Annotated in this window: 24 protein-coding genes; 10 read left to right on the top strand and 14 right to left on the bottom strand. The window is 63.5% G+C overall.

Features of this window, described 5'->3' with window-relative positions; translation table 11 throughout:
- Nucleotide 1: 1 nt before the first annotated feature.
- Entirely contained in the window at nt 2-2,632 is a 2,631-nt protein-coding gene (pepN, locus tag ACQCST_RS10745; RefSeq protein ID WP_426995779.1) for an aminopeptidase N, read from the top strand.
- On the opposite strand, the gene ACQCST_RS10740 is transcribed toward pepN, so the two are convergent.
- The 5 genes from ACQCST_RS10740 to ACQCST_RS10720 form a co-directional block, all read right to left on the bottom strand.
- Nucleotides 2,629-3,726 carry a lipoate--protein ligase family protein gene (locus ACQCST_RS10740; RefSeq protein WP_426995778.1) on the bottom strand — a complete coding sequence of 366 codons (1,098 nt, stop codon included), beginning with the start codon at nt 3,724-3,726 and terminating at the stop codon, nt 2,629-2,631. The two genes, pepN and ACQCST_RS10740, sit on opposite strands and share 4 nt — an antisense overlap.
- Before the next feature lie 90 nt (nt 3,727-3,816).
- A complete protein-coding gene (locus ACQCST_RS10735; protein ID WP_426995777.1) occupies nt 3,817-4,074 on the bottom strand; it encodes a type B 50S ribosomal protein L31 in 258 nt (85 codons plus the stop codon).
- Between the two features lie 179 nt (nt 4,075-4,253).
- A complete protein-coding gene (locus ACQCST_RS10730; RefSeq protein WP_426995776.1) occupies nt 4,254-5,063 on the bottom strand; it encodes a TrmH family RNA methyltransferase in 810 nt (269 codons plus the stop codon).
- Nucleotides 5,064-5,070: 7 nt separating this feature from the next.
- On the bottom strand, nt 5,071-5,856 hold the full coding sequence (locus ACQCST_RS10725; protein WP_426995775.1) for a sulfite exporter TauE/SafE family protein: 786 nt from the start codon (nt 5,854-5,856) through the stop codon (nt 5,071-5,073).
- A 19-nt stretch (nt 5,857-5,875) separates the two neighbouring features.
- Nucleotides 5,876-6,661: an ABC transporter ATP-binding protein gene (locus tag ACQCST_RS10720; RefSeq protein ID WP_426995774.1), complete on the bottom strand. Its 786-nt coding sequence runs from the start codon at nt 6,659-6,661 to the stop codon at nt 5,876-5,878.
- A 131-nt stretch (nt 6,662-6,792) separates the two neighbouring features.
- On the opposite strand from ACQCST_RS10720, the gene serB reads away from it, so the two are divergent.
- Nucleotides 6,793-7,686, top strand: a complete 894-nt coding sequence (gene serB / locus ACQCST_RS10715) for a phosphoserine phosphatase SerB (protein ID WP_426995773.1) — start codon at nt 6,793-6,795, stop codon at nt 7,684-7,686.
- 86 nt (nt 7,687-7,772) lie between these two features.
- Here the strand turns inward: serB and ACQCST_RS10710 are convergent, their stop codons facing one another.
- Complete coding sequence (locus tag ACQCST_RS10710) at nt 7,773-8,525, bottom strand: SDR family oxidoreductase (protein WP_426995772.1); 753 nt, start codon at nt 8,523-8,525, stop codon at nt 7,773-7,775.
- Between the two features lie 124 nt (nt 8,526-8,649).
- Nucleotides 8,650-9,375 (bottom strand): 3-oxoacyl-ACP reductase FabG, encoded by a 726-nt coding sequence (gene fabG, locus ACQCST_RS10705; RefSeq protein ID WP_426995771.1) that lies wholly within the window; start codon nt 9,373-9,375, stop codon nt 8,650-8,652.
- A 140-nt stretch (nt 9,376-9,515) separates the two neighbouring features.
- Here fabG and ACQCST_RS10700 point away from each other — a divergent pair, with 140 nt between their 5' ends.
- From ACQCST_RS10700 to ACQCST_RS10685, 4 genes are read left to right on the top strand one after another with little or no spacing between them, the layout of a single operon-like run.
- Nucleotides 9,516-9,974, top strand: a complete 459-nt coding sequence (locus ACQCST_RS10700) for a DUF3099 domain-containing protein (protein WP_426995770.1) — start codon at nt 9,516-9,518, stop codon at nt 9,972-9,974.
- A complete protein-coding gene (locus ACQCST_RS10695) occupies nt 9,971-10,252 on the top strand; it encodes a hypothetical protein (protein ID WP_426995769.1) in 282 nt (93 codons plus the stop codon). The genes ACQCST_RS10700 and ACQCST_RS10695 overlap by 4 nt, the downstream gene beginning before the upstream one ends.
- On the top strand, nt 10,253-11,125 hold the full coding sequence (locus tag ACQCST_RS10690) for an SURF1 family protein (protein WP_426995768.1): 873 nt from the start codon (nt 10,253-10,255) through the stop codon (nt 11,123-11,125).
- 26 nt (nt 11,126-11,151) lie between these two features.
- Nucleotides 11,152-11,619 carry a YbaK/EbsC family protein gene (locus ACQCST_RS10685; protein WP_426995767.1) on the top strand — a complete coding sequence of 156 codons (468 nt, stop codon included), beginning with the start codon at nt 11,152-11,154 and terminating at the stop codon, nt 11,617-11,619.
- On the opposite strand, the gene ACQCST_RS10680 is transcribed toward ACQCST_RS10685, so the two are convergent.
- Entirely contained in the window at nt 11,616-13,214 is a 1,599-nt protein-coding gene (locus tag ACQCST_RS10680) for an ABC-F family ATP-binding cassette domain-containing protein (protein WP_426995766.1), read from the bottom strand. The genes ACQCST_RS10685 and ACQCST_RS10680 overlap by 4 nt on opposite strands.
- 280 nt (nt 13,215-13,494) lie before the next feature.
- Here ACQCST_RS10680 and ACQCST_RS10675 point away from each other — a divergent pair, with 280 nt between their 5' ends.
- From ACQCST_RS10675 to ACQCST_RS10665, 3 genes are read left to right on the top strand one after another with little or no spacing between them, the layout of a single operon-like run.
- Nucleotides 13,495-14,124, top strand: a complete 630-nt coding sequence (locus tag ACQCST_RS10675) for a biotin transporter BioY (RefSeq protein WP_426995765.1) — start codon at nt 13,495-13,497, stop codon at nt 14,122-14,124.
- 6 nt (nt 14,125-14,130) lie between these two features.
- A complete protein-coding gene (locus ACQCST_RS10670; protein ID WP_426995764.1) occupies nt 14,131-14,892 on the top strand; it encodes an energy-coupling factor ABC transporter ATP-binding protein in 762 nt (253 codons plus the stop codon).
- Nucleotides 14,889-15,512 carry an energy-coupling factor transporter transmembrane component T family protein gene (locus ACQCST_RS10665; RefSeq protein WP_426995763.1) on the top strand — a complete coding sequence of 208 codons (624 nt, stop codon included), beginning with the start codon at nt 14,889-14,891 and terminating at the stop codon, nt 15,510-15,512. Before ACQCST_RS10670 ends, ACQCST_RS10665 begins: the two co-directional genes overlap by 4 nt.
- Nucleotides 15,513-15,546: 34 nt before the next feature.
- Here the strand turns inward: ACQCST_RS10665 and ACQCST_RS10660 are convergent, their stop codons facing one another.
- Together ACQCST_RS10660 and ACQCST_RS10655 are read right to left on the bottom strand one after the other, a co-directional pair.
- Nucleotides 15,547-16,728 carry a thiolase family protein gene (locus ACQCST_RS10660; RefSeq protein ID WP_426995762.1) on the bottom strand — a complete coding sequence of 394 codons (1,182 nt, stop codon included), beginning with the start codon at nt 16,726-16,728 and terminating at the stop codon, nt 15,547-15,549.
- Entirely contained in the window at nt 16,721-18,148 is a 1,428-nt protein-coding gene (locus ACQCST_RS10655; RefSeq protein ID WP_426995761.1) for a class I adenylate-forming enzyme family protein, read from the bottom strand. The genes ACQCST_RS10660 and ACQCST_RS10655 overlap by 8 nt, the downstream gene beginning before the upstream one ends.
- 61 nt (nt 18,149-18,209) lie before the next feature.
- Here ACQCST_RS10655 and ypfJ point away from each other — a divergent pair, with 61 nt between their 5' ends.
- Nucleotides 18,210-19,106 carry a KPN_02809 family neutral zinc metallopeptidase gene (gene ypfJ, locus ACQCST_RS10650; RefSeq protein ID WP_426995760.1) on the top strand — a complete coding sequence of 299 codons (897 nt, stop codon included), beginning with the start codon at nt 18,210-18,212 and terminating at the stop codon, nt 19,104-19,106.
- 71 nt (nt 19,107-19,177) lie between these two features.
- Here ypfJ and ACQCST_RS10645 read toward each other — a convergent pair whose 3' ends face one another.
- The 4 genes from ACQCST_RS10645 to sufD form a co-directional block, all read right to left on the bottom strand.
- Nucleotides 19,178-19,510: a metal-sulfur cluster assembly factor gene (locus ACQCST_RS10645; RefSeq protein WP_426995759.1), complete on the bottom strand. Its 333-nt coding sequence runs from the start codon at nt 19,508-19,510 to the stop codon at nt 19,178-19,180.
- Nucleotides 19,511-19,522: 12 nt separating this feature from the next.
- Nucleotides 19,523-20,317: a Fe-S cluster assembly ATPase SufC gene (sufC, locus tag ACQCST_RS10640; protein ID WP_426995758.1), complete on the bottom strand. Its 795-nt coding sequence runs from the start codon at nt 20,315-20,317 to the stop codon at nt 19,523-19,525.
- 85 nt (nt 20,318-20,402) lie between these two features.
- A complete protein-coding gene (locus tag ACQCST_RS10635; protein ID WP_426995757.1) occupies nt 20,403-20,762 on the bottom strand; it encodes a non-heme iron oxygenase ferredoxin subunit in 360 nt (119 codons plus the stop codon).
- Nucleotides 20,763-20,782: 20 nt separating this feature from the next.
- Complete coding sequence (gene sufD, locus ACQCST_RS10630) at nt 20,783-22,069, bottom strand: Fe-S cluster assembly protein SufD (protein ID WP_426995756.1); 1,287 nt, start codon at nt 22,067-22,069, stop codon at nt 20,783-20,785.
- Between the last annotated feature and the right edge of the window lie 2 nt (nt 22,070-22,071).

Here is a 22,071-nt window from a genome sequence, read left to right as displayed (position 1 = left end):
GGTGCCACAAGAGAATCTGCACCGCGATGAAGCGGCAAGACGTTCAGCCCTGATCACCACCCACAGCTACGATGTCTCCCTGGACGTCCGTCTGGCGGCAGCCCCGGATGTGTCCGGGTACCCCAGCCGCAGCGTCATCAACTTTTCGGCCTCGGAGCCGGGGTCGTCCACCTTCCTGGATTTCATCCACGGCGATGTGCACAGCGTGTTCCTCAACGGCAAGGAACTCCCCGTCGCGGATGTGGTTGACGGGGCCCGGATCCGGCTCGACAACCTGCAGGCAGAAAACCAAGTGACCGTGACCGGGACCGCCCTGTACAGCAGCTCCGGTGAGGGCATGCACCGCTTTGTGGACCCGGCGGACGGCAAATGCTACCTGTACACCCAGTACGAGCCCGCTGACGCCCGGCGCGTGTTCGCCAACTTTGAACAGCCGGACCTCAAAGCAGAGTTCACCTTCCACGTGGTGGCACCGTCAGAATGGCAGGTCGCGTCCAACGGTGTTGAGGCTTCCCGTACCCGGCTTACCAGCGATCCCGCAACGAGCCGCTGGGACTTTGCGCCCACCAAGCCGATGTCCACCTACATCACCACCGTCCTGGCCGGTCCGTACTTCAAAGCCGAGGATCGCTGGGGCACAACGCTTGACGACGGCACTGCCCTAGAGGTTCCGCTGGCACTCTTCTGCCGCCTATCAATGGCGGAATCCTTTGATGTGGACAAGCTCTTTGCGCTCACTAAGCGGGGACTGGAGTTCTTCAACGGCCTGTTCGCTTACCCGTATCCGTGGGGCAAATACGATCAGGCGTTTGTTCCCGAATACAATCTCGGCGCCATGGAGAATCCCGGCCTGGTCACCTTTACAGAGAGCTACGTGTTCACCTCCCGGGCCACTGATTCCCAGTTCCAGGCACGCGCAAACACCTTGATGCACGAGATGGCCCACATGTGGTTCGGCGATCTGGTGACCATGCAGTGGTGGGACGATCTGTGGCTCAAGGAATCGTTCGCCGATTACATGGGGACCCTCGGCGTTGACCGCGCCACGGACTGGGATACAGCGTGGGTGGACTTCGCCAATAAGCGCAAAGCCTGGGCGTATCTGCAGGATCAGCTGCCCACCACCCATCCCATCGTGGCCGATATCCCTGACCTGGAAGCGGCCAAGCAGAACTTCGACGGCATCACCTATGCCAAGGGTGCTTCGGTGCTGAAGCAGCTGGTGGCCTACGTGGGTTTTGACGCGTTCATCGCCGGATCGCGGCAGTATTTCAAGGACCACGAATACGGCAACACCACGCTTGCAGACCTGCTGGCAGCACTGGACGCGGCCTCCGGAAGGGGTCTCAGCGTCTGGGCGAAGCAGTGGCTCCAGACGTCCGGCATCTCCACGCTCAACGCTGAAATAGAGACGGACGACGACGGCGCCCTGGGCGCCGTGACCATCGTCCAAAATGCTGTGGACCCCGTCACCGGACGGCAGGAACACCGCCCGCACCGGCTACGCGTAGGGGCATACAACTTTGATGGCGACGGCGCACTGGTCCGGACCGGGAGCGTGGAAACGGATGTCGCCGGTCCGACATCCACAGTGGCCGGGCTCGGCGGCCAGCAGCGGCCCGCCATTTTGCTGGTCAACGATGAAGACCTCAGCTATGCCAAGATCAGGCTCGATCCCCTATCCGAGTCCACAGTCCGCCACTCGCTGGACAAGATCAGCGACCCCATGGCACGCGCACTGTGCTGGACTGCCCTGTGGGACTCCGCCCGGGACGGTGTCACGCCCGCGTCCTGGTATGTGGAGGCAGTCCAGCAGTTCGGCCGGTCTGAATCAGGCATCGGCGTCCTACTTAACGTCCTGGGTAATGCGTCAACGGCCATCGAGCACTATGTGCCGGCCGGCCGGCGAAGTGCCGTCCGGAAGGTGTTTGCGGAGGCGGTTGCCGACGAACTGCGGCGGGCAGAACCCGGCTCCGACCACCAGCTGGCCTGGACAAGGGCTCTTGCGACCATTAGCCGCCAGGACAGCAGCCAACTGCCGCTGCTCCGCGGACTGCTGGACGGAAGCTACGTGTTGGAAGGGCTGGCGGTCGATGCGGAACTCCGCTGGAACCTTTGGCACGCGCTGGCCGCCAACGGACTGGCGAGCCCCACGGAGCTGGCGGCAGCGCTTGCGGCGGACAACACAGCATCCGGCCGCGCCGGGCACGCCACTGCGCTCGCAGCCAGGCCGGACGCCGCCGTGAAGTTGACGGCCTGGGAGTCGGCAGTCCACGGGAGGGAACTCTCCAACCAGCTGCTCAGCGCCACGATTGCAGGTTTCACCACTGCATCAGCCGAACTGCTGGATCCTTACGTGGAGCCGTACTTCGAATGCCTCGAATCCGTGTGGTCCGGGCGCAGCATTGAAATCGCCAGCCGGATCGTCCGCGATCTCTTCCCAGCAGGCCAGGACCTGTCAGCCGGTGAATTGCCGGCAGACAACGCTGTTATTGTCCGTACGGATTCCTGGCTTGCGCAGCATAGCGATGCGCCGCGTGCACTCCGCAGGATCGTCATCGAACAGCGGAGCCACCTGCTCAGGGCGCTGACCGCCCAGACCGTAACTGCGGCAGCAGCCGCCGTTTCCTAGGGAACCCTGTTCAGCCACTCGTCAGTGCCGAACTTGGCCGCCACCCGCTCGCGGGCGGCGGCCAGTTCCGCTTCGGTGAGTTCTGAAGGCGTAGCGCCATAGAGCCCGCTGAAGACGTCCATCATGGCCTCAATGATCTCCGTTCGCGCCAGACCGGTCTGGCGGCCCAGGGGATCCACCCGCTTTTTGGCGCTGCGGATACCCTTGTCGGAAATCTTTTCCTTGCCGATCCGCAGCACGTCCACCATCTTGTCGGCGTCGATGTCATAGCTCATGGTGACGTGGTGGAGCATGCCGCCGTTGGCCAGCCGCTTCTGGGCGGCCCCGCCGATCTTGCCGAGCTCCGTGGCAATGTCGTTGAGCGGGACATAAAAGGCCTTGATGCCCAGTTTCTCCAGTGCTGCCATGACCCAGGCGTCCAGGAAGGCGTATGAGTCGGCGATGCCGACACCGTCCACAAGACTCTGCGGGAGGTAAAGCGAGTACGTGATGCAGTTGCCTGCTTCCATGAACATCGCCCCGCCGCCGCTGATCCGGCGGACAACCGTGATGCCGTGCCGCGCGACACCGTCCGGGTTTATCTCGTTGCGGACAGACTGGAAGCGGCCGATCACCACGGATGGCTCCTCCCAGTCCCAGAACCGCAGGGTTGGGTTGCGGCGCCCGGCACCGACTTCCTCCGTGAGGACCTCGTCCAAGGCAACATTGACGTGGGTGGACAGGACGACGGGGGCAATAACATTCCAGTGGTGGTCTGACCACGAAGTGGCCCGCGACAACGCCCGGCGGACTGCCACGGCCACGGCTTCGGCCGAGAAGCCGAAGAGGACCGCGTCCGTGGGCAGTGCGGCTGCTACAGCGGCGGCGATCTGCGCCGCCGTCGAGGTCTCCGGGAGAGCGGTGAGCCCCCGATTAATGTCCAGCAGCGCATGGTCCGGCTCCAGGAAGAAATCCCCGCTCAGGGATACGTTGGTGAATGCACCCTGATGGATGTCCAGGTCAACCACAACCAGTTTGCCGCCGGGAACCTTGTACTCACCGTGGCGGTGGCCGCCGTCGTCATCTGTGAGGATAAGTGCGGCGCTGGAGGTCATGCCTTCCATCCTGCCCCACGAACGCAAAAAGCCCGCACATGCCGGAGGTTCCAGCGGTGCGGGCTTTTCAAAGAACCTTGGGCGAAGCTGTTACTTCGTTCCGCCGAAGCCCTTGAAGCGAGCGTTGAAGCGCTCGACGCGGCCTGCAGAGTCCATGATGCGCTGCTTGCCCGTGTAGAACGGGTGGGACTCGGAAGAGATTTCGACATCGATAACCGGGTAGGTGTTTCCGTCTTCCCACTCGATGGTCTTCTTGGAAGACACGGTGGACTTGGTCAGGAACTTAACGCCGGAAGCCAGGTCGTTGAAAACAACAGCTTCGTACTTCGGGTGTGTATCAGACTTCATAATGGGACCTTTGTTCGCACAACTGGATTTTGCCAGCTGCCAGGTATGAATGGGATGGCCGGGTGATCCGAAGACAAGACCTCAGAGGTCAGGACTTCAGAGGACACAGGATGGCCAGCTACCAATACTAGCGGATAACGGCAGGGCTGACGAACCGCCAGGCAGGACGCCGTGCAGCTTCAACCGCGCGGCCTGAGCTCCCAGAATGCCACAGCGGACGCCGCGGCGACGTTAAGGGAGTCCACCCCGGCTTTCATGGGGATTTTCACCGTAAGATCGACGGCGGAAAGCGTGTCCGCGCTGATGCCCGCGCCTTCGGTGCCCAGCACCAAGGCGAGCTTTTCCGGGTTGCGTGCCGCCAGCCCGTCAAGATCCACGGCATCCGCAGTGAGCTCCAACGCGGCGACCGTGAACCCATGTTCCTGAAGCAGCACCAGGTCCCCCGGCCAGTTTTCAAGCCGTGCCCACGGAACCTGGAACACGGTTCCCATGCTCACCCGGACGCTGCGGCGGTACAGCGGATCCCCGCAACGGGGCGAAACCAGTACGGCATCCACTTCCAGGGCCGCAGCGGAGCGGAAAATCGCACCCACATTGGTGTGATCCACAATGTCCTCGAGGACTGCAATCCGGCGGGCGCCGGACAATAGCTCGGCCAGCCCGAGCGGTGCCGGACGCTGCATCGCAGCCATGGCGCCCCGGTGCAGGTGGAAGCCCGTGATCTCCTCAAGCAGCGCGGCGCGACCAATGTACACCGGAACCTCCGGGTACAGGCCGAAAACGTCGCCGAGGTCGTCCAGCCATTTCTCGGCAAGGAAGAAAGACCGCGGGCGGTGGCCGGCTTCAAGCGCCCGCCGCAGCACCTTGGACGACTCGGCAATGTACATGCCCTCGGCGGGCTCGCGACGCTTGCGCAGGTGCACATCGGTCAGCTGCGTATAGTCGGCGACCCGCGGGTCCGCCGCGGATTCGAGGTAATGGAATGTCACCGGTCGATTATTTCAGCAGATTGGCGATCATAAAGCCCAGGGCAACCAGCCCCAGGGCAAAAATCACTCCGCGCAGGACAGCAGGCGACAGCCTGCGTCCCACCTTTGAGCCGACCACACCGCCGATCAGGGAACTGACCGCAATCAACCCCACCACCGTCCAGTTGATGCGTCCGGAGGCAAACAGGAGATAGGAACACGCCGCCACGACGTTTACGCCCAGCACCAGGAAATTCTTCATGGCGTTCGCGTTTTGGATGGTACCGGTCATAAAAACTCCAAGGATGCCCACCAGCAGAATGCCCTGGGCTGCCACGAAATAGCCGCCATAGACGCCGGCCAGGTAGACCAGCACCACCAGGATGACCCCGTGGCGTTTGTCCCGGATGGCGTGTTCGGGGTTTTCTTCCCGGTTGCGCACCCAGTTCTGCAGCCTTGGCTGGAACACCACCATCAGCAGTGCCAGGACGATGAGGGCCGGCGCAGCGTAGCTGAACACTTTCTCGGGCAGATGAAGAAGCAGCCACGCACCGGTCATTCCACCCAGCAGGGATGCCGGAAGCAGCTTCAGCAGCTGACGGCCGCGGCCTTGCACCTCACGACGGTAGCCCCAGGCGCCGGCGGCGCTGCCGGCCACGAGACCCATGGCATTACTGATGGAGGCCGTGACCGGCGCGAAGCCAAGGGCGATCAGGACCGGGAAGGTGACCAGTGTGCCGGAGCCCACCACGCTGTTGATGGTTCCCGCCCAAAGACCTGCAAAGAATATTAAAACGCCGTTGAGTAACTCCACGTCAGCTCAGGTGCTCCGGTCAGCGGCGGGCAGTTGCGGTATAGCGTCCGGCGTTTACTGTGACGTCAAGGGGCAGGCCGAACGTTTCACTGAGGTGGGCCGCGGTGAGGACCTCGGCGATGGGCCCGGCGGCCACAACCCCGGCGTCGCGCATCAGCATGGCGTGGGTGAACCCGGGCGGAACTTCCTCGAGGTGGTGGGTGACCAGCACAATGGCCGGCGCTGCCTCGTCACGGGCAAGTTCGCTGAGGCGGTGGACCAGGTCCTCGCGGCCGCCCAGGTCCAGACCGGCCGCCGGCTCATCGAGCAGGAGCAGTTCCGGGTCCGTCATCAGTGCACGGGCGATCTGGACGCGCTTCCGCTCACCTTCGGAGAGGGAAGCAAAAGGCCGGTTCATCAAGGGGCCCATTCCCCATTCGTTCAGGAGCGCAAAGGCGCGGCGTTCGTCGTCTTTTTCGTAGCCCTCGCGCCAGCGGCCGGTCACGCCATAGGCGGCCGTGACCACTACATTGAGAACTTTCTCGTGCTCGGGAATCTGGTTCGCCAGCGCGGCGGAGGACAAGCCGATCCGGGGACGGAGTTCAAACACGTCAACGGCTCCGAGGATTTCCTCCAGGATGCCGGCCATGCCACTGGTGGGGTGGAGCCGTGCGGCGGCAATCTGGAGCAGAGTGGTCTTGCCCGCACCGTTGGGTCCCAGGATTACCCAGCGCTCGCCCTCTTTGACCTGCCAGTCCACCTTGTTCAGGAGCGTCTTGGTTCCACGGACGACGCTGACAGAAGCCATTTCAAGAACATCACTCATAGGAGTAGACACTAGGACAAAACAGGGTCCGACTGATAACTGAAACATTGCCTGCGGCCAGGGAACGCTCTGCAACCGCGGGGAACGAAACGAATTCGGGCACCATCCCCGCGCTGGCTAAGATTGCAGCCATGACTTCGAACGTGACTGCGGTCAGCTACGGCCTGAAACTCTCCCCCTTGGAACTCGAGGAGCTCCGCTCCCTGCTGACCGGTTCCGGCGCGACATTCAGGGCGGAATCCCGCAGCGGGGATCCCCGTTACCAGGTCTACACAGCGGACTTCACCCTCGAATCCGGCAACCCGGCCGACATCGCAGCGCTGCGTCAGAAGGTGGCCGCCGCTGCGACTGCCGGCGTGGATACAGCAATCGTTCCCGCCGGGCTGCGGCAGGCCGCGCGAAAGCTCCTGATCATGGACGTGGATTCCACGCTGATCCAGCAGGAGGTTATTGAACTGCTGGCGGCCTATGCCGGCAAACGCGAGGAAGTGGCCGCAGTGACTGAGGCGGCCATGCGCGGTGAACTGGATTTTGCCGAGAGCCTTCACGCACGGGTGGCCGTTCTGGCCGGACTGCCGGCCGCCGTCGTCGACTCCGTCCGTGGTGAGGTGAAACTCAGCGAGGGTGCCGCCGAACTTGTGGCGGCTTTCAAGGCCGCCGGGCACGTTGTTGCGGTGGTGTCCGGTGGATTCAACCAGATTCTGGGACCCATCGCTGAGGAGCTTGGCCTGGACCACTGGATCGCGAACGAACTGGAGATTGCGGACGGGGCGCTGACCGGCCGGGTCCTGGGTGCCGTGATCGACCGCGCGGCCAAAGAAAAGTACCTGCGCCAATGGGCCGCATCCGAGGGGATCGACCTCGCACACACCATTGCGGTGGGTGACGGTGCCAATGATCTGGACATGCTCGGCGCTGCCGGGATCGGCGTTGCGTTTAATGCGAAGCCAGCCGTGCGGGCCGCTGCCGATGCCGCAGTGAACATGCCCTATCTGGACGCCGTACGGCACATCGCCGGTGTCTGACACCGGGCCCGGCAGCGGGCACTAAACTGCAAGGCCCGGTGCGCTTGCACCGGGCCTTGCAGTTAGCTGACATTCAATACGCGGGACTACCCTGCACTTTTGTCGAAGTAGTCGGCTCCGCCAACGTATTCGGTGTGTCCGGTTTCCACGTCAGCCGTGGCCATCTTGGCCACTTCGGCAGCGAACTCGGAAACCGAGTACAGCCTGCCGGCCTCCGCTCGCCGGGCCTCGATGGCGCCCGGGTTGGAGCGGTCCAGCAGCGTGGCGGTGACAGTGCCTTCGATCATGTCACCGGACACAACCACCAGCGAGATTCCCTTCACTGCAAGGTTCGGTACCAGTTCACGGAGAGCATCCTCCCCGGCGCGCTTACTCCGGGCTACGGGCTCGTATTCAGGCATGGTGGCCACAGAGTCAATGAAGTGTGCCTGGTGGCTGGTGACGAACACCACCCGCGAACCCTCCGGCATCAGCGGGACCGCTGCATTGAGCATGCTGACCTGGGCGTCCCGGTTCAACTTCAGGGCGTAGCCCTCCTCCATGCCGGTTTCCATTCCGCCGGAAGCGTTCAGCACCAGGAGGTCCAGGGAACCGAATTCCTCCATGGCAGCACTCGCCAGCGCATGCACGCCCTCGGCAGTGGTCAGGTCCGCACCAACGGCGGCGGCCCGGCCGCCGTTGCTTTGGATCTCGGAGACAACTTTGTTGGCGCGCGGCGCCTTCTGACGGTAATTAACGACGACGGCGGCACCCTCCGCCGCGAGGAACTTGGCAACTTCTGCACCGATTCCCCGCGAAGAACCGGTAACAATTGCGGTCTTTTTATCCAGCAGTCCCATATGAGCTCCTTCTTGTTCAAAACGTCCAAACACTGTGGTTCTGAAGTCCATCATGCCAGCGGGAGCGGATTTTCACCTCGTTTGACCCCAACGATGAAGGGCAAGCCGAAGGCGTGGGTTCCTGCTAGTGCCCCATGCCCAGTCCGCCGTCAACGGGGATGACTGCGCCGGAAATGTAGGCAGCTTCATTGCTGGCAATCCAACGCACCACGTTGGCTACCTCGTATGCTTCAGCAAAGCGGCCGGCCGGGACCTTGGAGAGATAGTCCTTTTGGGTTGCTTCGGGCAATTCGGCGGTCATCTCAGTATTGATGAAACCGGGAGCCACCACGTTGGCTGTGATGCCGCGCGAGCCGAGCTCGCGGGTCAGCGAACGGGCAATACCGACCAGACCGGCCTTCGAGGCTGAGTAGTTGACCTGACCCGGGGCACCGTAGAGGCCGGAAACCGAAGATATAAGAACCACGCGGCCCCGGCGCAGCTTGATCATGCCCTTGGACGCCCGTTTGATCACCCGGAAGGCGCCCGTGAGATTGGTGTCGATCACGGAGGTGAAGTCGTTTTCACTCATACGCATCAGAAGCGTGTCCTTGGTGATGCCGGCATTGGCCACCAACACTTCAACCGGACCATGTGCGGACTCCACCTCCGTGAACGCGGCATCCACTGAGGCTTCGTCCGTGACATCAGCCTTCACTCCGAGGATCCCCTCCGGCAGCTGTGACTCACTGCGGTACGTCACGGCCACTTTGTCGCCGTTGGCCAGGAAGGCCTCAGCGATAGCCAGGCCGATCCCCCGGTTTCCACCGGTGATCAGGACGCTGCGGGGGGTGGATACTGCTTCAGACATGCGGTACTCCGGAATTCTGCGGTGCCTCGGCCCCGCCGTGAGGGGTGGAAATTTCCTGCCTCCGATCTTAGCGCCCGTTTGGGCGGCGCAGCCGATGGTGAGAGAATTGAGGCAAGCCCTTGGAGCGTGATCAAACAACCGTGACCCTAGAAAACCGAGCCGGACAGCCGATGCCCGGGGACCCTGATGCTACCTCCGGCGACGCCGAGGTGCACAGCATCACAGACGCCGCCGCTGCCCATTCCGAGGACATCCGGCAGCGAATGATCAAATACGCCGTGGCCATGGGAATCCGCATGGTCTGCCTGATCCTGATCTTTGTGGTTGACGGCTGGTTCAAGATCATCGCCATAGCGGGCGCGGTTTTCCTGCCATGGATTGCCGTAGTCATCGCCAACGGCAGTGACAAGGCCGACATCCACAGCGACACCCTGCTGGACGCCGCTCCCCTGGCCGAACTCGAAGGCCCGGCGGATATCCCGGCCGGCTCCGCACCGCCCTCCACGGTCGTGCAGGGTGAGCTGATCGACAACGACGAAGAGGACACCGACGAGGACACCGAAGAGGACACCGACCTCCAAGAGCGGCAGGCTCCATGAGTATTTTCAACCTGGCCGCCGGCCCGGCCGGTTCAGAGCGGGCTGCCGGCATCATGTGCTCGCGCAAGGCCTGCCGTGCAGACGCCTCGTGGCGGGTGCTGTGGAACAATCCCAAGATCCACACGCCTGAGCGCCGCAAAGTCTGGCTCGCCTGCGATGCCCACAGGGAATGGCTTGAAGACTATTTACAGACCCGCGCGCTCTGGAAGGAGACCCAGGCTCTGAACGCGGGGGAATCCGAGGCACTCCTTTCCTCCGTCCCGGGCCGGGACCACTGAATGTACCGTTTTCTCTTCTCCAGCAAATGGCTGGGCTACCTTTTGCTGGCCGCGATCTTTGCGGCGGCCTGCGTCTCGCTGGGCCGCTGGCAGATGGACCGCCGAGGGGAGACGCTTGCTGAAATCAACCGCGTCACCTCCAATTACTCAGCTGCCCCGCTCCCCTTTGCCCAGGTCCGGGATGAGTTCACGCACCTGGACCCTGAACGTGAATGGACCCAGGTTGAGCTCAAGGGCCGCTACGACGTCGCCGGCCAGCGGGTGGTCCGCAACCGGCCGTTGAACGGCCAGCCGGGCTATGACCTAGTGGTACCGTTCCGGCTCCACACAGGCGAGACCGTGGTGATTGACCGCGGCTGGCTGCCCATCGGCAACAACAACCCCGGCCGGCCCGATACCATCCCCGAACCGCACTCTGGCGACGTGACGGCCGTGGTCCGGCTCAAACCCGGCGAACCGCAACTGCAACGCGGTGCCCCCGAGGGCCAGCTGGCATCCATCGATTTGCCCACTTATGCCGCAGAGCTGGGTTATCCGGTATTGTCCGGCGCTTACGGTCAGGTCGCGTCCGAGTCCCCTGCGCCAGCTGACATGCCGGTGGCGTTCCCCATGCCGGCCACTGAAGAAGGGACCCATCTGTCCTACTCGCTGCAGTGGTTCGCCTTCGGCGTGCTGATGTTCATCGGCTTCGGCTATGCGGCACGCCAGCAGGCACGCAACGCCGCGATTGATGCAGAGGATCCGGACCCCGAAGACGCCCCGCACTACGCTGCTGTTGCGGCAGCCCGCCGTCGTCCGCCTGATCCGCGGAAGCGGAAGGGCCAGACATCGGAGGAAGCAGAAGACGCCATACTGGACGCCCAGGGATACTGACCCGGTGCTATTGAAGGAGTCCGGAGGTGTTGTCTGATCCAGTGACCCATGTGAAGGATGCCTTGCTGGACGCAGGCGCTGAAGACACCGTGACGGTATTCCCGCACAAAGTTCCGACTGCGGCCGCCGCGGCCGCCACTTTGGGCTGCGACGTCGCTGCCATCACCAACAGTCTGGTTTTTGAGCTCGACGGCGCCCCTCTGCTGATCCTCGCCAGCGGCGCCGCGAGGGTGGACACCAGGCTTGTCGCAACGCTGCTGGGAACAGGAAGGATCCGCCGGGCAACCCCTGAGTTCGTCCTTCGGCACACCGGCCAGCAGGTGGGCGGAGTCGCGCCGGTGGGACACCCGGAAAAAATCCGCACCCTCCTGGACATCACCCTGGAACAGCACAAAACGCTCTGGGCCGGGGCAGGAGACCACAACTCAATGTTCTCCATCACCTACGAGGAGCTGCGGCGCATCACCGGTGCCGTGCCGCTCCGGGTCCGCTAAGCCAGCGTGATCAGGTCCAGGTAGTCCTCGTTCCACAGGTCCTCAACGCCATCCGGAAGCAGAACCACCCGCTCCGGGTTGAGGGCCTCCACGGCACCTTCGTCGTGGCTGACCAGGACAACGGCACCGCTGTAATTGCGCAGGGCGCCAAGAATTTCGGCGCGGCTGGCGGGGTCGAGGTTGTTGGTGGGCTCATCGAGCAGGAGCACGTTGGCGCTGGAGGCCACGATGGTGGCCAGGGCCAGGCGGGTCTTTTCACCGCCGGACAGGACACCGGCCGGTTTGTCGACGTCGTCACCGGAGAACAGGAAGGAACCCAGGATGCCGCGGACCTCCGCGTCCTGCATGTCAGGGGCGGAGGACCGCATGTTCTGCAGAACAGTCCTCTCCACGTCCAGGGTTTCGTGCTCCTGGGCATAATAGCCGATTTTGACGCCGTGGCCGTGGAGCACCTCGCCGGTGTCCGGCTTGTCCACGCCGGCCAGCATGCGCAGAAGGGTGGTTTTGCCGGCGCCGTTGAGGCCAAGGATGACCACCTTGGAGCCTCGGTCGATCGCAAGGTCAACATCAGTGAAGATTTCCAGGGAACCGTAGGACTTGCTGAGGCCCTCAGCGGTGAGCGGGGTCTTGCCGCAGGGCGACGGATCCGGGAAACGCAGGGCCGCCACGCGGTCGTTCGCGCGCACAGCTTCCAGCCCGCTCAGCAGACGCTCAGCGCGCTTGGCCATGTTCTGTGCGGCCACGGCCTTGGTCGCCTTGGCACGCATTTTGTTGGCCTGGTCGAAGAGGACCTGTGCCTTCTTCTCGGCATTGGCCCGCTCACGCTTACGTGCACGCTCATCGGTTTCGCGCTGGAGCAGGTAGCGCTTCCAGTCCATATTGTAGAAATCGATCTGTGCCCGGTTGGCGTCAAGCAGGAACACTTTGTTGACGGTTGCCTGCAGCAGTTCAGTATCGTGACTGATCACGATAAGTCCGCCCTGGTGGTTCTTCAGGAACTCCCGGAGCCAGGAAATGGAATCGGCGTCCAGGTGGTTGGTGGGCTCGTCCAAAAGCATGGTCTCCGCGCCGGAATACAGAATCCGGGCAAGCTCAACACGGCGGCGCTGGCCACCGGACAGCGTCTTGAGCGGCTGGTTCAGGATGCGGTCAGGCAGCGCAAGGTTGGAGGAAATGGAGGCTGCTTCCGCCTCGGCAGCGTAGCCGCCGCCGGCCAGGAACTCCGACTCAATACGGTCGTAGCGGTTCATGGCCTTGCGATGGACTTCCGGATCCTCGCTGGCCATGTCCTCATGCGCCTGCTTGAGCTGGCCGACCACAACGTCCAGGCCCCGGGCGGAGAGAATACGGTCCCGGGCCAGCTGCTCCATGTCCGGGGTGCGGGGGTCCTGCGGCAGGTAGCCGATCTCGCCGGTTCGGGACACTTTACCGGCAGCCGGCAGACCTTCGCCTGCCAGTACGCGGGTCAATGTGGTCTTACCTGCACCGTTGCGGCCTACCAGGCCGATCTTGTCTCCCTTGTCGATCCGGAAGCTCACCTGGTCCATGAGCAGCCGGGCGCCGGCGCGCAGTTCAAGGTCCTGGACGGTAATCACAGCAGGTAAGGCCTTTCACAACAGGGAACGCCGCAGCACAACTTATGGAGTCTGGAAGAAGCCGGGGCAGAGTGGCCGAGAGAACGGCCTGTCCAAGTCTACCGGCCGCAGCCTGAAATCATGAATGGAGCCGCAGTGCCGAGTGACACATCACGTTTGTGTCATGGCGGCATATCCGGCACCTCGCCTTAGTAGGACCCCTACAAAATGCTTTGATTCCGTGGCCGGTAGCGTCAGGAACAGCCAATAATTCTTTGTACCTCCGCGACAGGAAATCACCATGAGCCCGACCGACGCCGCCGTCATCCGCACCACCACCGCACCGCGTCAACGCTGGGAGGCCACCGATCTGGGACTTATCGCGGTATTTGCCGCACTGGTTGCCGGGTCCGCGCTGGTGCCCGGCATTCCGGCAAACGCCTTCGGAATCCCCATCACCTTCCAGACGCTCGCGGTCATGCTTACCGGCCTGATGCTGGGCGCAGGCCGCGGCTTTGCCGCCGTCGGGCTCTACACGTTACTGGGTCTGGCCGGTTTGCCCATCTTCAGCAGCGGGCGCAGTGGCCTTGGCATCCTGGCAGGGCCTTCCGCGGGATACATCATTGCCTTCCCGATCGCGGCGGCCGTCGTAGGCTGGCTTGCTGCCATCACCATCCGCCGGGCCGGCGGTGCCCGCGCAGTGTGGCTGTTCGTTGCGGCCATGGTGACCAGCATCCTGGTGGTCCACACCCTGGGCATCGCCGGAATTGCGGTCAATACCAAGGCCCCTCTGGGGCAGGCATTTGTTGCGGACCTGGTGTTTTACCCCGGTGACGTTATCAAGAACATCCTGGCCGCAGTCATTGCGGTTGCTCTTCACCGGGCGTTCCCGGACCTGCTGGTGCGCCGTGCCAGGCGCGGCGGCAAGTAGGCGGCCATGGGCGCGCTGATATTTGACGGCGTCTCTGTCCGGGTGGAGGTGGATGGCCGCCCGGACCCCAAAATCCTCCTGGACGGCATCTCTCTGACGCTTTCCGAGCACCGGATCGGAGTCATCGGCGCCAACGGATCGGGCAAGTCCACCCTGCTGAGGATGATCAACGGCCTGGTGCAGCCGAGTTCCGGGACTGTCACCGTGGACGGGTCCCATACTGTCCGGGACGTCCGCGCTGTCCGCCGGCAGGTTGGGTTTGTGTTCACGGATCCCCTGTCCCAACTGGTGATGCCCACAGGGCGGGAAGATGTGGAACTGTCCCTGCGGCGTTCTGTCCGCAGCGCCACGGAGCGCCGTCAGCTCGCGGAAGCGGCACTGGCCGGCATGGGACTCCTGCACCTTGCCGACCAAAGCATCTATGAGCTCTCCGGCGGAGAACGCCAGCTCGTTGCGCTTGCAGCTGTGCTGGCGGTCAATCCGGCCGTCCTGGTGCTGGATGAACCGTCAACGCTGCTGGACCTGCGCAACCGGGAGCTGTTGCGCCGCACCCTGGACGGACTCAGCCAACAGATCGTTATGTCCACCCACGATCTGGAACTGGCGCTGGACATGGACCGCGTGCTGGTTGTTGATTCAGGACGGGTGGTGTTCGACGGCGGTCCGGCGCCCGCCGTGGCACACTACCGTTCGCTGTGCGCGGCAAGCCTCGCGGACATTCCTGCCGCGGAGCACGGCGCCTGTCCACACACCACGGTGGCCCGGTGAGAGGCCACGGATTCCTGCTGGCCAACTATGTGGCCGGAGGATCCGTGATCCACCGGACTCCCCTCGCGCTGAAGTTCCTGATGGTGGTGGCTTGTGGGCTGGCGTCATTCCTGATGGTTGACTGGCGCCTCTCGGCCGCAGCCTTGGGCGTTACGTCCGGGCTGTTCCTGCTGAGCGGGGCCGGCCCGGTGCGGCTGTTCCGGGCGGTCCGGCCCCTTGTTCCGGTGCTGCTTGCAATCGGCCTGTTCCAATGGTGGCAGCTGGGTGCCCCCACAGCCGCCCGGATCGTGCTCAATATTCTGTTGTGTGTGGTTGCTGCCTCGCTCCTGACGGCCACCACCCCGATGCAGCAGCTGCTCGACGGGGTGGCGTCTCTGGCCACGCCCTTCCGCCGCTTCGGTGCCGACCCGGAGCGTTTTGCCCTGACCATTGCCATCATGCTGAGAAGCATTCCGTTCATTGCCGGAGCCTTCTCGGATGTGCGGGATTCAGCGCGCGCACGCGGGCTGGAACGCAACCCGCGTGCTCTGGTCCTGCCCGTGTTCATCACCACCGTTGCCTTCGCCCGGCAGACGGGCGAGGCACTCGCTGCCCGTGGCCTGGGCGAGGCCGAGGACTGAGTTCAAGCTCCGCGGATCTTCACCGCGGTTCTTCTCAGGGGCTCAATGACCCCGCGTAGCGGAACAGCGCGGCTGTGCCCATACCGCCTGCAATGCTGATCATGGCCAGTGCAAGTTTCTCCTGGTCAGGGGTCTGGCGCGCCTGCGCCAACAGCCGGGTCACGAGTACTGCCCCGGACGCCCCGTAAGCATGCCCGAGCGCCAGCGCGCCGCCGTCGCGGTTTACCTGCTGCGGATCGATGCCAAGGTGGTCCAGGCACGCGAGTGACTGTGAGGCGAATGCCTCGTTGAATTCCACCAGATCAACGTCTCCGGGCACAGTCTGCGCGGACAACAGCAGGCGGCCGGCAGCAACCGCAGCACCAATTCCGAGGAGCCGCGGATCAACACCGGCTGTCTCGGTGCCCATGGTCAGCAGACCGTCCTGCGCCCCCAGTTCGCGTGCGCGTTTCAGGGAAGTGATCACGACGGCGGAGGCACCGTCCGCATCAAAGCATGAGTTTCCGGCGGTCACGGTTCCCCCGTCCACAAACGCCGCAGGGAAGCGTGCCATGACCGTCGCACTAAGACCGGGACGCGGCCCGTCGTCATCCCGGACCGTTCCGGAGGCGTTAGGCAACGCAACGATTTCGCGATCGAACACTCCCGCAGTCACGCCCGCAACCGCCCCCCGGTGACTCCGCAGGGCAAACTCATCCTGCCGTGCACGGCTGATTCCGTACTCCGTGGCAACGTTCTCGGCAGCCACCCCCATGTCCGGGTCACCGTAACCTGGTGGCGCAAACCGGGCCCGGCTGAAAAAGTCGGCCCCGCCGTCGGCGTTCCTGTTGGCACGCAACGGCGCGGTGCTGATGCTTTCCACGCCGCCGGCCAAGTACAGGCCGTCGCCGCCAGCGGCCACCAGCCGGGAGGCCAGCACAATGGCGTCCAGTCCCGAGCCGCATTGCCTGTCAACGGTGACGCCGGGAACACTGACAGGCAATCCTGCCTCCAGCAGCGCGAGGCGGGCCACATTGCCGCCGCCGCCCACGGCATTGCCGATCACCACATCGGCGACGTCCGCGGCAGCTATTCCGGTCTCGGTCAAGAGCTGACGCAGCACGGGCGCAAGCAGTTCGTGGGCCTGAAACTGACGGAGGGCGCCGTTGGCGCGGCAGACGGGGGTGCGCAGTGCCGCGATGATGACAGCTTGCCGGCTGGCCGGAAGTTCAGACAAGACGCCCAATCCTCCGGTCCTGGCTCTTAATCCAGTCAAGAAGAATCCGCCGGCTGACTTTACCGCGGTCCGTCAGGGGCGGTTCCGACAGGGAATAGAACTGGACCGGCCACTTGTCCCGTGACAGCACACCCTCCAGCCCTGACCGCAGCTGGGTGGCTGTTATGCCGCCGTGCGACGGGATGATGCCGGCCACCACACGCTGGCCACGGAAATCATCCGCCTGGCCGGCGGCCACGGCAGCCTCTACGCCGGGTACGGAGGCGAGGGCCAGCTCCACTTCATGCGGGTAGACGTTCTTGCCCGCGGTGATGATCATGTCGGTCCGGCGTCCCAGAATGTGCAGTTCGCCGTCGGCAAGATAGCCCTGGTCCCCCACCGTGAAGAAGTCGTTGAAGCTCCGCAGCGCCTGCCCGTCGTCACCCCACAGGTAGCCGTTGCTTACCATCGGGCTCCGGACGCTGATGTTTCCCGGCGTCCCGTCCGGGAGGGCGAGTCCGGAATCATCCAGAATCCTGACGTCCACGCCGGGGAACGGTTTACCGATCCGGGTGCCTCCGGCATCCAGCGGCTCGCCTGCTGCCAGGCCCATGCCGGCAACAAAACTGAGCTCCGATGCGCCGTAATACTCGAAGATGGTGGCCTGGGGTGCCCACCGGCGGGCCGCCTCAAGGGTGCGTGAGTCCAGCTTGGAGCCTGCGCATATGATGGCCCGGATTCCTGAAGCATCCACGCAGCCGGTCAGCCCGCGCTCGCTGAGCAGCCTGAGCATGGTGGGCACCAGGACAAGGCGCGTGATGCCGTCATGGCTGATGGCGGCGTGCGCAGAGCCCACATCGAACGACTCAAGGGTATGGAACTCCGAGCCCGCGTAGAGGCATTCTGCCAGCGCATAGAGGTTAAGGCTGGCGGCAAGCGGCCCGGGAGCCAGTGTCTTGTCGTCGTGGCGAAGGCCGAAGAACTCAATGGAGGCCTCGAAGGATTCCTGCCAGGATCGCCGCGACCGGGTGAAGGCCTTGGGCACGGACGTGGTCCCGGAGGTCAGGCCAATCAGGAAGGAGGACCCCGGATCGCCATCCGTCAAAGCACCGTCGGTCAAGTCGGTCGCTCCGTTGCCGCTCGTGGCCGCCGGCGTATCAACAGACGCGCCCAGCCGCTGGACAATATCGTTGTGCATCTGGTGCGGCCAGGTGGGGTCCAGCACGGCGCACTGCCGCCCCCCGGCCACGGAGGCAGCGAACTTCACCGCAAAGTCGATGGAGTTCGCCTCGGCGAGCACCCTCACGGCAGGAGAGAACGGAACCCGCTCCGTCGCGGCCGCCCTCAGGCCTGCCCAGTCGATGCGTCGGCCGGCCACAACGACGGCGGTGTCATGGGGCCGATCTTCGGCCCAGCGCTGGATTCTGTTGAGAAAAGGCATCGGACCAACTTTACCGCTTGGACCACGCTACGTGCCTGCCGGCAGCGTCTATTCTGGCAATATGAGTTTCAATGACGGAGTCCAGCTGGACCCATCCCAGGTGGAAGACCGGCGCGGCGGCGGCATGGGTCGCGGAACCAAGATCGGTGGCGGAATTGGCGGTGGGATCCTGGTTCTTGTGCTTTCGCTGCTGGGAATCAACAACCCGCAACTGATCGAAGGTATTCTGGGGACCGGCCAGGAGCAGTCCGGCCAGAGCCAGGGCACCGCGCCGGCGTGTGCCACCGGCGCCGATGCCGACCAGCGACTGGACTGCCGCATTACCGGCACGGTGAACAGCCTCAACGCCTTCTGGCCCGCTTACTTGCAGGACTACAGCGTGGAGTATCCTCGGCCGCACACCGTGATTTTCAGCGGCGGCACCACTACCGGTTGTGGTCCGGCCACCACGGAGGTGGGACCGTTCTACTGCCCCGCTGACACCACGGCCTACTTTGATCCCGGCTTTTTCCAGGAGCTGGTTGACCGTTTCGGTTCATCGGGCGGACCCTTGGCCCAGGAATACGTGGTGGCGCATGAGTTCGGGCACCACATCCAGAACATCCTCGGCAATCTGGACAGGGCTCAGCAGGACCCCCAAGGACCCCAGTCCGGCGCCGTCCGGGTTGAGCTTCAGGCTGATTGCTACGCCGGCCTATGGGTCCGCTACGCCACCACTCAGCAGGATCCCAAGACCGGGCAGCCGTTCCTGGAGAAACTGACTCAACAGGACCTGAACGACGCGCTCTCCGCCGCCTCCTCGGTGGGCGATGACCGGATCCAGAAGGCCGCCACGGGCCGCGTGTCTCCCGAGGGCTGGACGCACGGTTCAAGTGCCCAGCGGCAGAAGTGGTTCCACCAGGGCTACGCAACAGGCGATATCAACAAGTGCGACACCTTCGCAGTGGCAACGCCCTAGTAAAACCGATGACAGCACGACGGCGGCCGGTCACTTTCCCTGAAAGGTGACCGGCCGCCGTCGAACTCTCTTTAGATGTTGAAGCCGAGGGCGCGCATCTGGTCTTTACCGTCGTCGGTGATCCGCTCCGGACCCCACGGCGGCATCCATACCCAGTTCAGCCGCCATTCATCGACGACGTCGTCCAGCGCCTTACCAACCTGCTCCTCGATGACATCCGTGAGCGGGCAGGCAGCGGTGGTGAGCGTCATGTCGATGAGCAATGCACCGTCGTCGTCAGAGTACTTCAGGCCGTACAACAGGCCCAGGTCGACGATGTTCACGCCGAGCTCCGGGTCAATGACGTCCTTGAGCGCCTCTTCGACATCCTCGAGGTCCGTACGGGCCGCTTTGATATCAGTCATGATTGTCCCTAACTAGACCTGGACCGCGGTAGCTGCAGCGATCGTGGCTGCCCCTGCGCCGGTGGCGTAGCGGTCGTAGCCCTCTTCTTCAAGACGGTCCGCGAGTTCCGGGCCGCCCTCTTCGACAACCTGGCCGTCAACAAAGACGTGGACGAAGTCAGGCTTGATGTAGCGCAGGATCCGGGTGTAGTGCGTAATTAGCAGTGTTCCCATGTTGCCCTCGGCGTGGGCGCGGTTGACGCCCTCTGAAACCACCTTGAGTGCATCGACGTCCAGACCGGAGTCGGTCTCGTCCAGGATGGCGAACTTCGGCTTGAAGAGTTCCAGCTGGAGGATCTCCACCCGCTTCTTTTCACCACCGGAGAAGCCTTCGTTGACGTTGCGCTGGGCGAAGTCGGCATCGATGCGCAGCTGCTGCATCGCGGCCTTGACCTCTTTGGTCCAAGTGCGCAGTGCCGGCGCCGTGCCGTCAATGGCCGTCTTGGCGGTGCGCAGGAAGTTGGTCATGCTGACACCGGGCACTTCAACGGGGTACTGCATGGCCAGGAAAACGCCAGCCCGGGCGCGCTGGTCAACGCTCATGGCCAGCACGTCTTCGCCGTCGAGAGTGATGCTGCCGCTGGTGACTTTGTAACGAGGGTGCCCGGCGATGGTGGAAGCCAGTGTGGACTTACCGGATCCGTTAGGGCCCATGATCGCGTGGATCTGGCCGGTCTTGATGGTCAGGCTGACGCCCTTCAGGATCTCTTTGGTGCCCTGCTCGGTCTCAATGCTGACGTGCAGGTCCTTGATCTCAAGAGTAGACATATGTCTTGTTCTCCTCTGCGCCGTGCCTTCCGGCAGCGGTGCGGTCTTTTGTCTGGAAGTTTCTGAAGTTCTGAAGCTGTTCTGCTTAGCTGAAGGTCGGCGCTTCTGCGCCGTTGAGCACGTTGGTGAAGTCCACGTACACCTCGTCGCCGTGGATTTCCACGGCGAAGACGGGCACGGGGTCGTAAGCGGGCAACTGAAGGGGTTCTCCAGTGCGCAGATCAAACTGCGAGCCATGGCCCCAGCATTCGATCTTGCAGCCTTCGATCTCTCCTTCAGACAGTGAAATGTCCGCGTGCGAGCAGGTATCACCGATGGCGTGGATCTCCCCCATCGAGTCCTTCACGATCGCTACAGGGTAGTCGTCGATGAGGATCCGCAAGGCCTGTTTGACCTCGATCTCGCTGGCGTTGCAGACCAGTTCGCCTTTTGGCTGTTCAGTCATCTGTTCTTTTCCCGTGCCGTCTAGTTGTTCGTCACAGCGAGTTCACGCTCAACAGCCGCGGTGAGGCGCTCCTCGAGGGCCGGTACCTTGATCTGCTGGATGATCTCGTGCAGGAAGCCGCGGACCACCAGCCGGCGGGCCACATCTTCCGGAATACCGCGGGCCATGAGGTAGAACAGGTGTTCGTCGTCGAGACGTCCCGTGGCGCTGGCGTGGCCGGCGCCCTTGATCAGACCTGTTTCGATCTCAAGGTTCGGCACTGAATCGGCGCGGGCGCCATCGGTCAGCAACAGGTTGCGGTTTGCCTCGTAGCTGTCGGTGCCTTCTGCTTCCTTGCGGATCAGCACGTCACCAACCCACACTGCGTGCGCATTACGGCCCTGGAGCGCGCCCTTGTAGAGCACATTGGACTTGCAGTTGGCCACAGCATGGTCAACAAACAGGCGCTGCTCAAGGTGCTGGCCAGCGTCGGCGAAGTATAGGCCCAAGAGCTCAACCTCACCCCCGGGCGCCGTGAAGCGGGCTGAAGGCGTGACCCGGACGAGGTCCCCGCCGAGGCTGACAACAACATGCTTGAACCTGGCGTCACGGCCGATCTTTGCCTGCTGCGAGGACGCGTGAACGGCGTCATCGTTCCATTCCTGGAGCGAAATGACCGTGAGTTCGGCGCCGTCTTCAACAACGATTTCAACGTTCTCGGAAACGACGGCAGTACCCTGATGGTCCAGCACAACCACAGACTTCGAGAACTTTTCCGCGACAATCACGAGGTGCTGGGCGGAGGCGTCAGTACCCTGTCCGGTGAGAAGAACGTTGATTTCGCTATCCGCCTGGAAGTCGGCCGGAACCGTTATCACGGTGGCTTCGGCGAAGTTTTCCCAGGAGTTGGCCGACACACGGTCCTCCGGGATTGCTGCGGTACCGATGCGTTTGTCATCGCGTCCGACCGTTTCAACGCTCACGCTGTCCGGGGCCGAGACGGCCACGGACGGTGCCGCGCCGCTGAGGACCTCGGAGTGAAGACCGCGCAGGCGCTTCAACGGGGTGAAACGCCAGTCTTCTTCCAGACCGGTCAGTGGTTTGAAGTCCGCCAGCTTGTAAGAGGTCAGGCGGCCGGCGCGTGAGCTGTCCGGAATGCCGACGCCGCCACCGTGTGAGTGGCTCCTGGCTGAATCTCCTGCCAGCGGAGACTTGAGGCCCGCCGCATTGATAGGTGAAAGGCTTTCGCCTTCCTCGGTGAAACCGTTGATGAACGGCTGGGCTGAGGGCGCGCCGATGCGCGCTTTTTCGGTAGTGATATCAGTCATCG

Source organism: Pseudarthrobacter sp. N5 (assembly GCF_050157035.1).
Taxonomy (GTDB): Bacteria; Actinomycetota; Actinomycetes; order Actinomycetales; family Micrococcaceae; genus Arthrobacter.
This window is presented reverse-complemented; position numbering and strand designations above follow the sequence as displayed.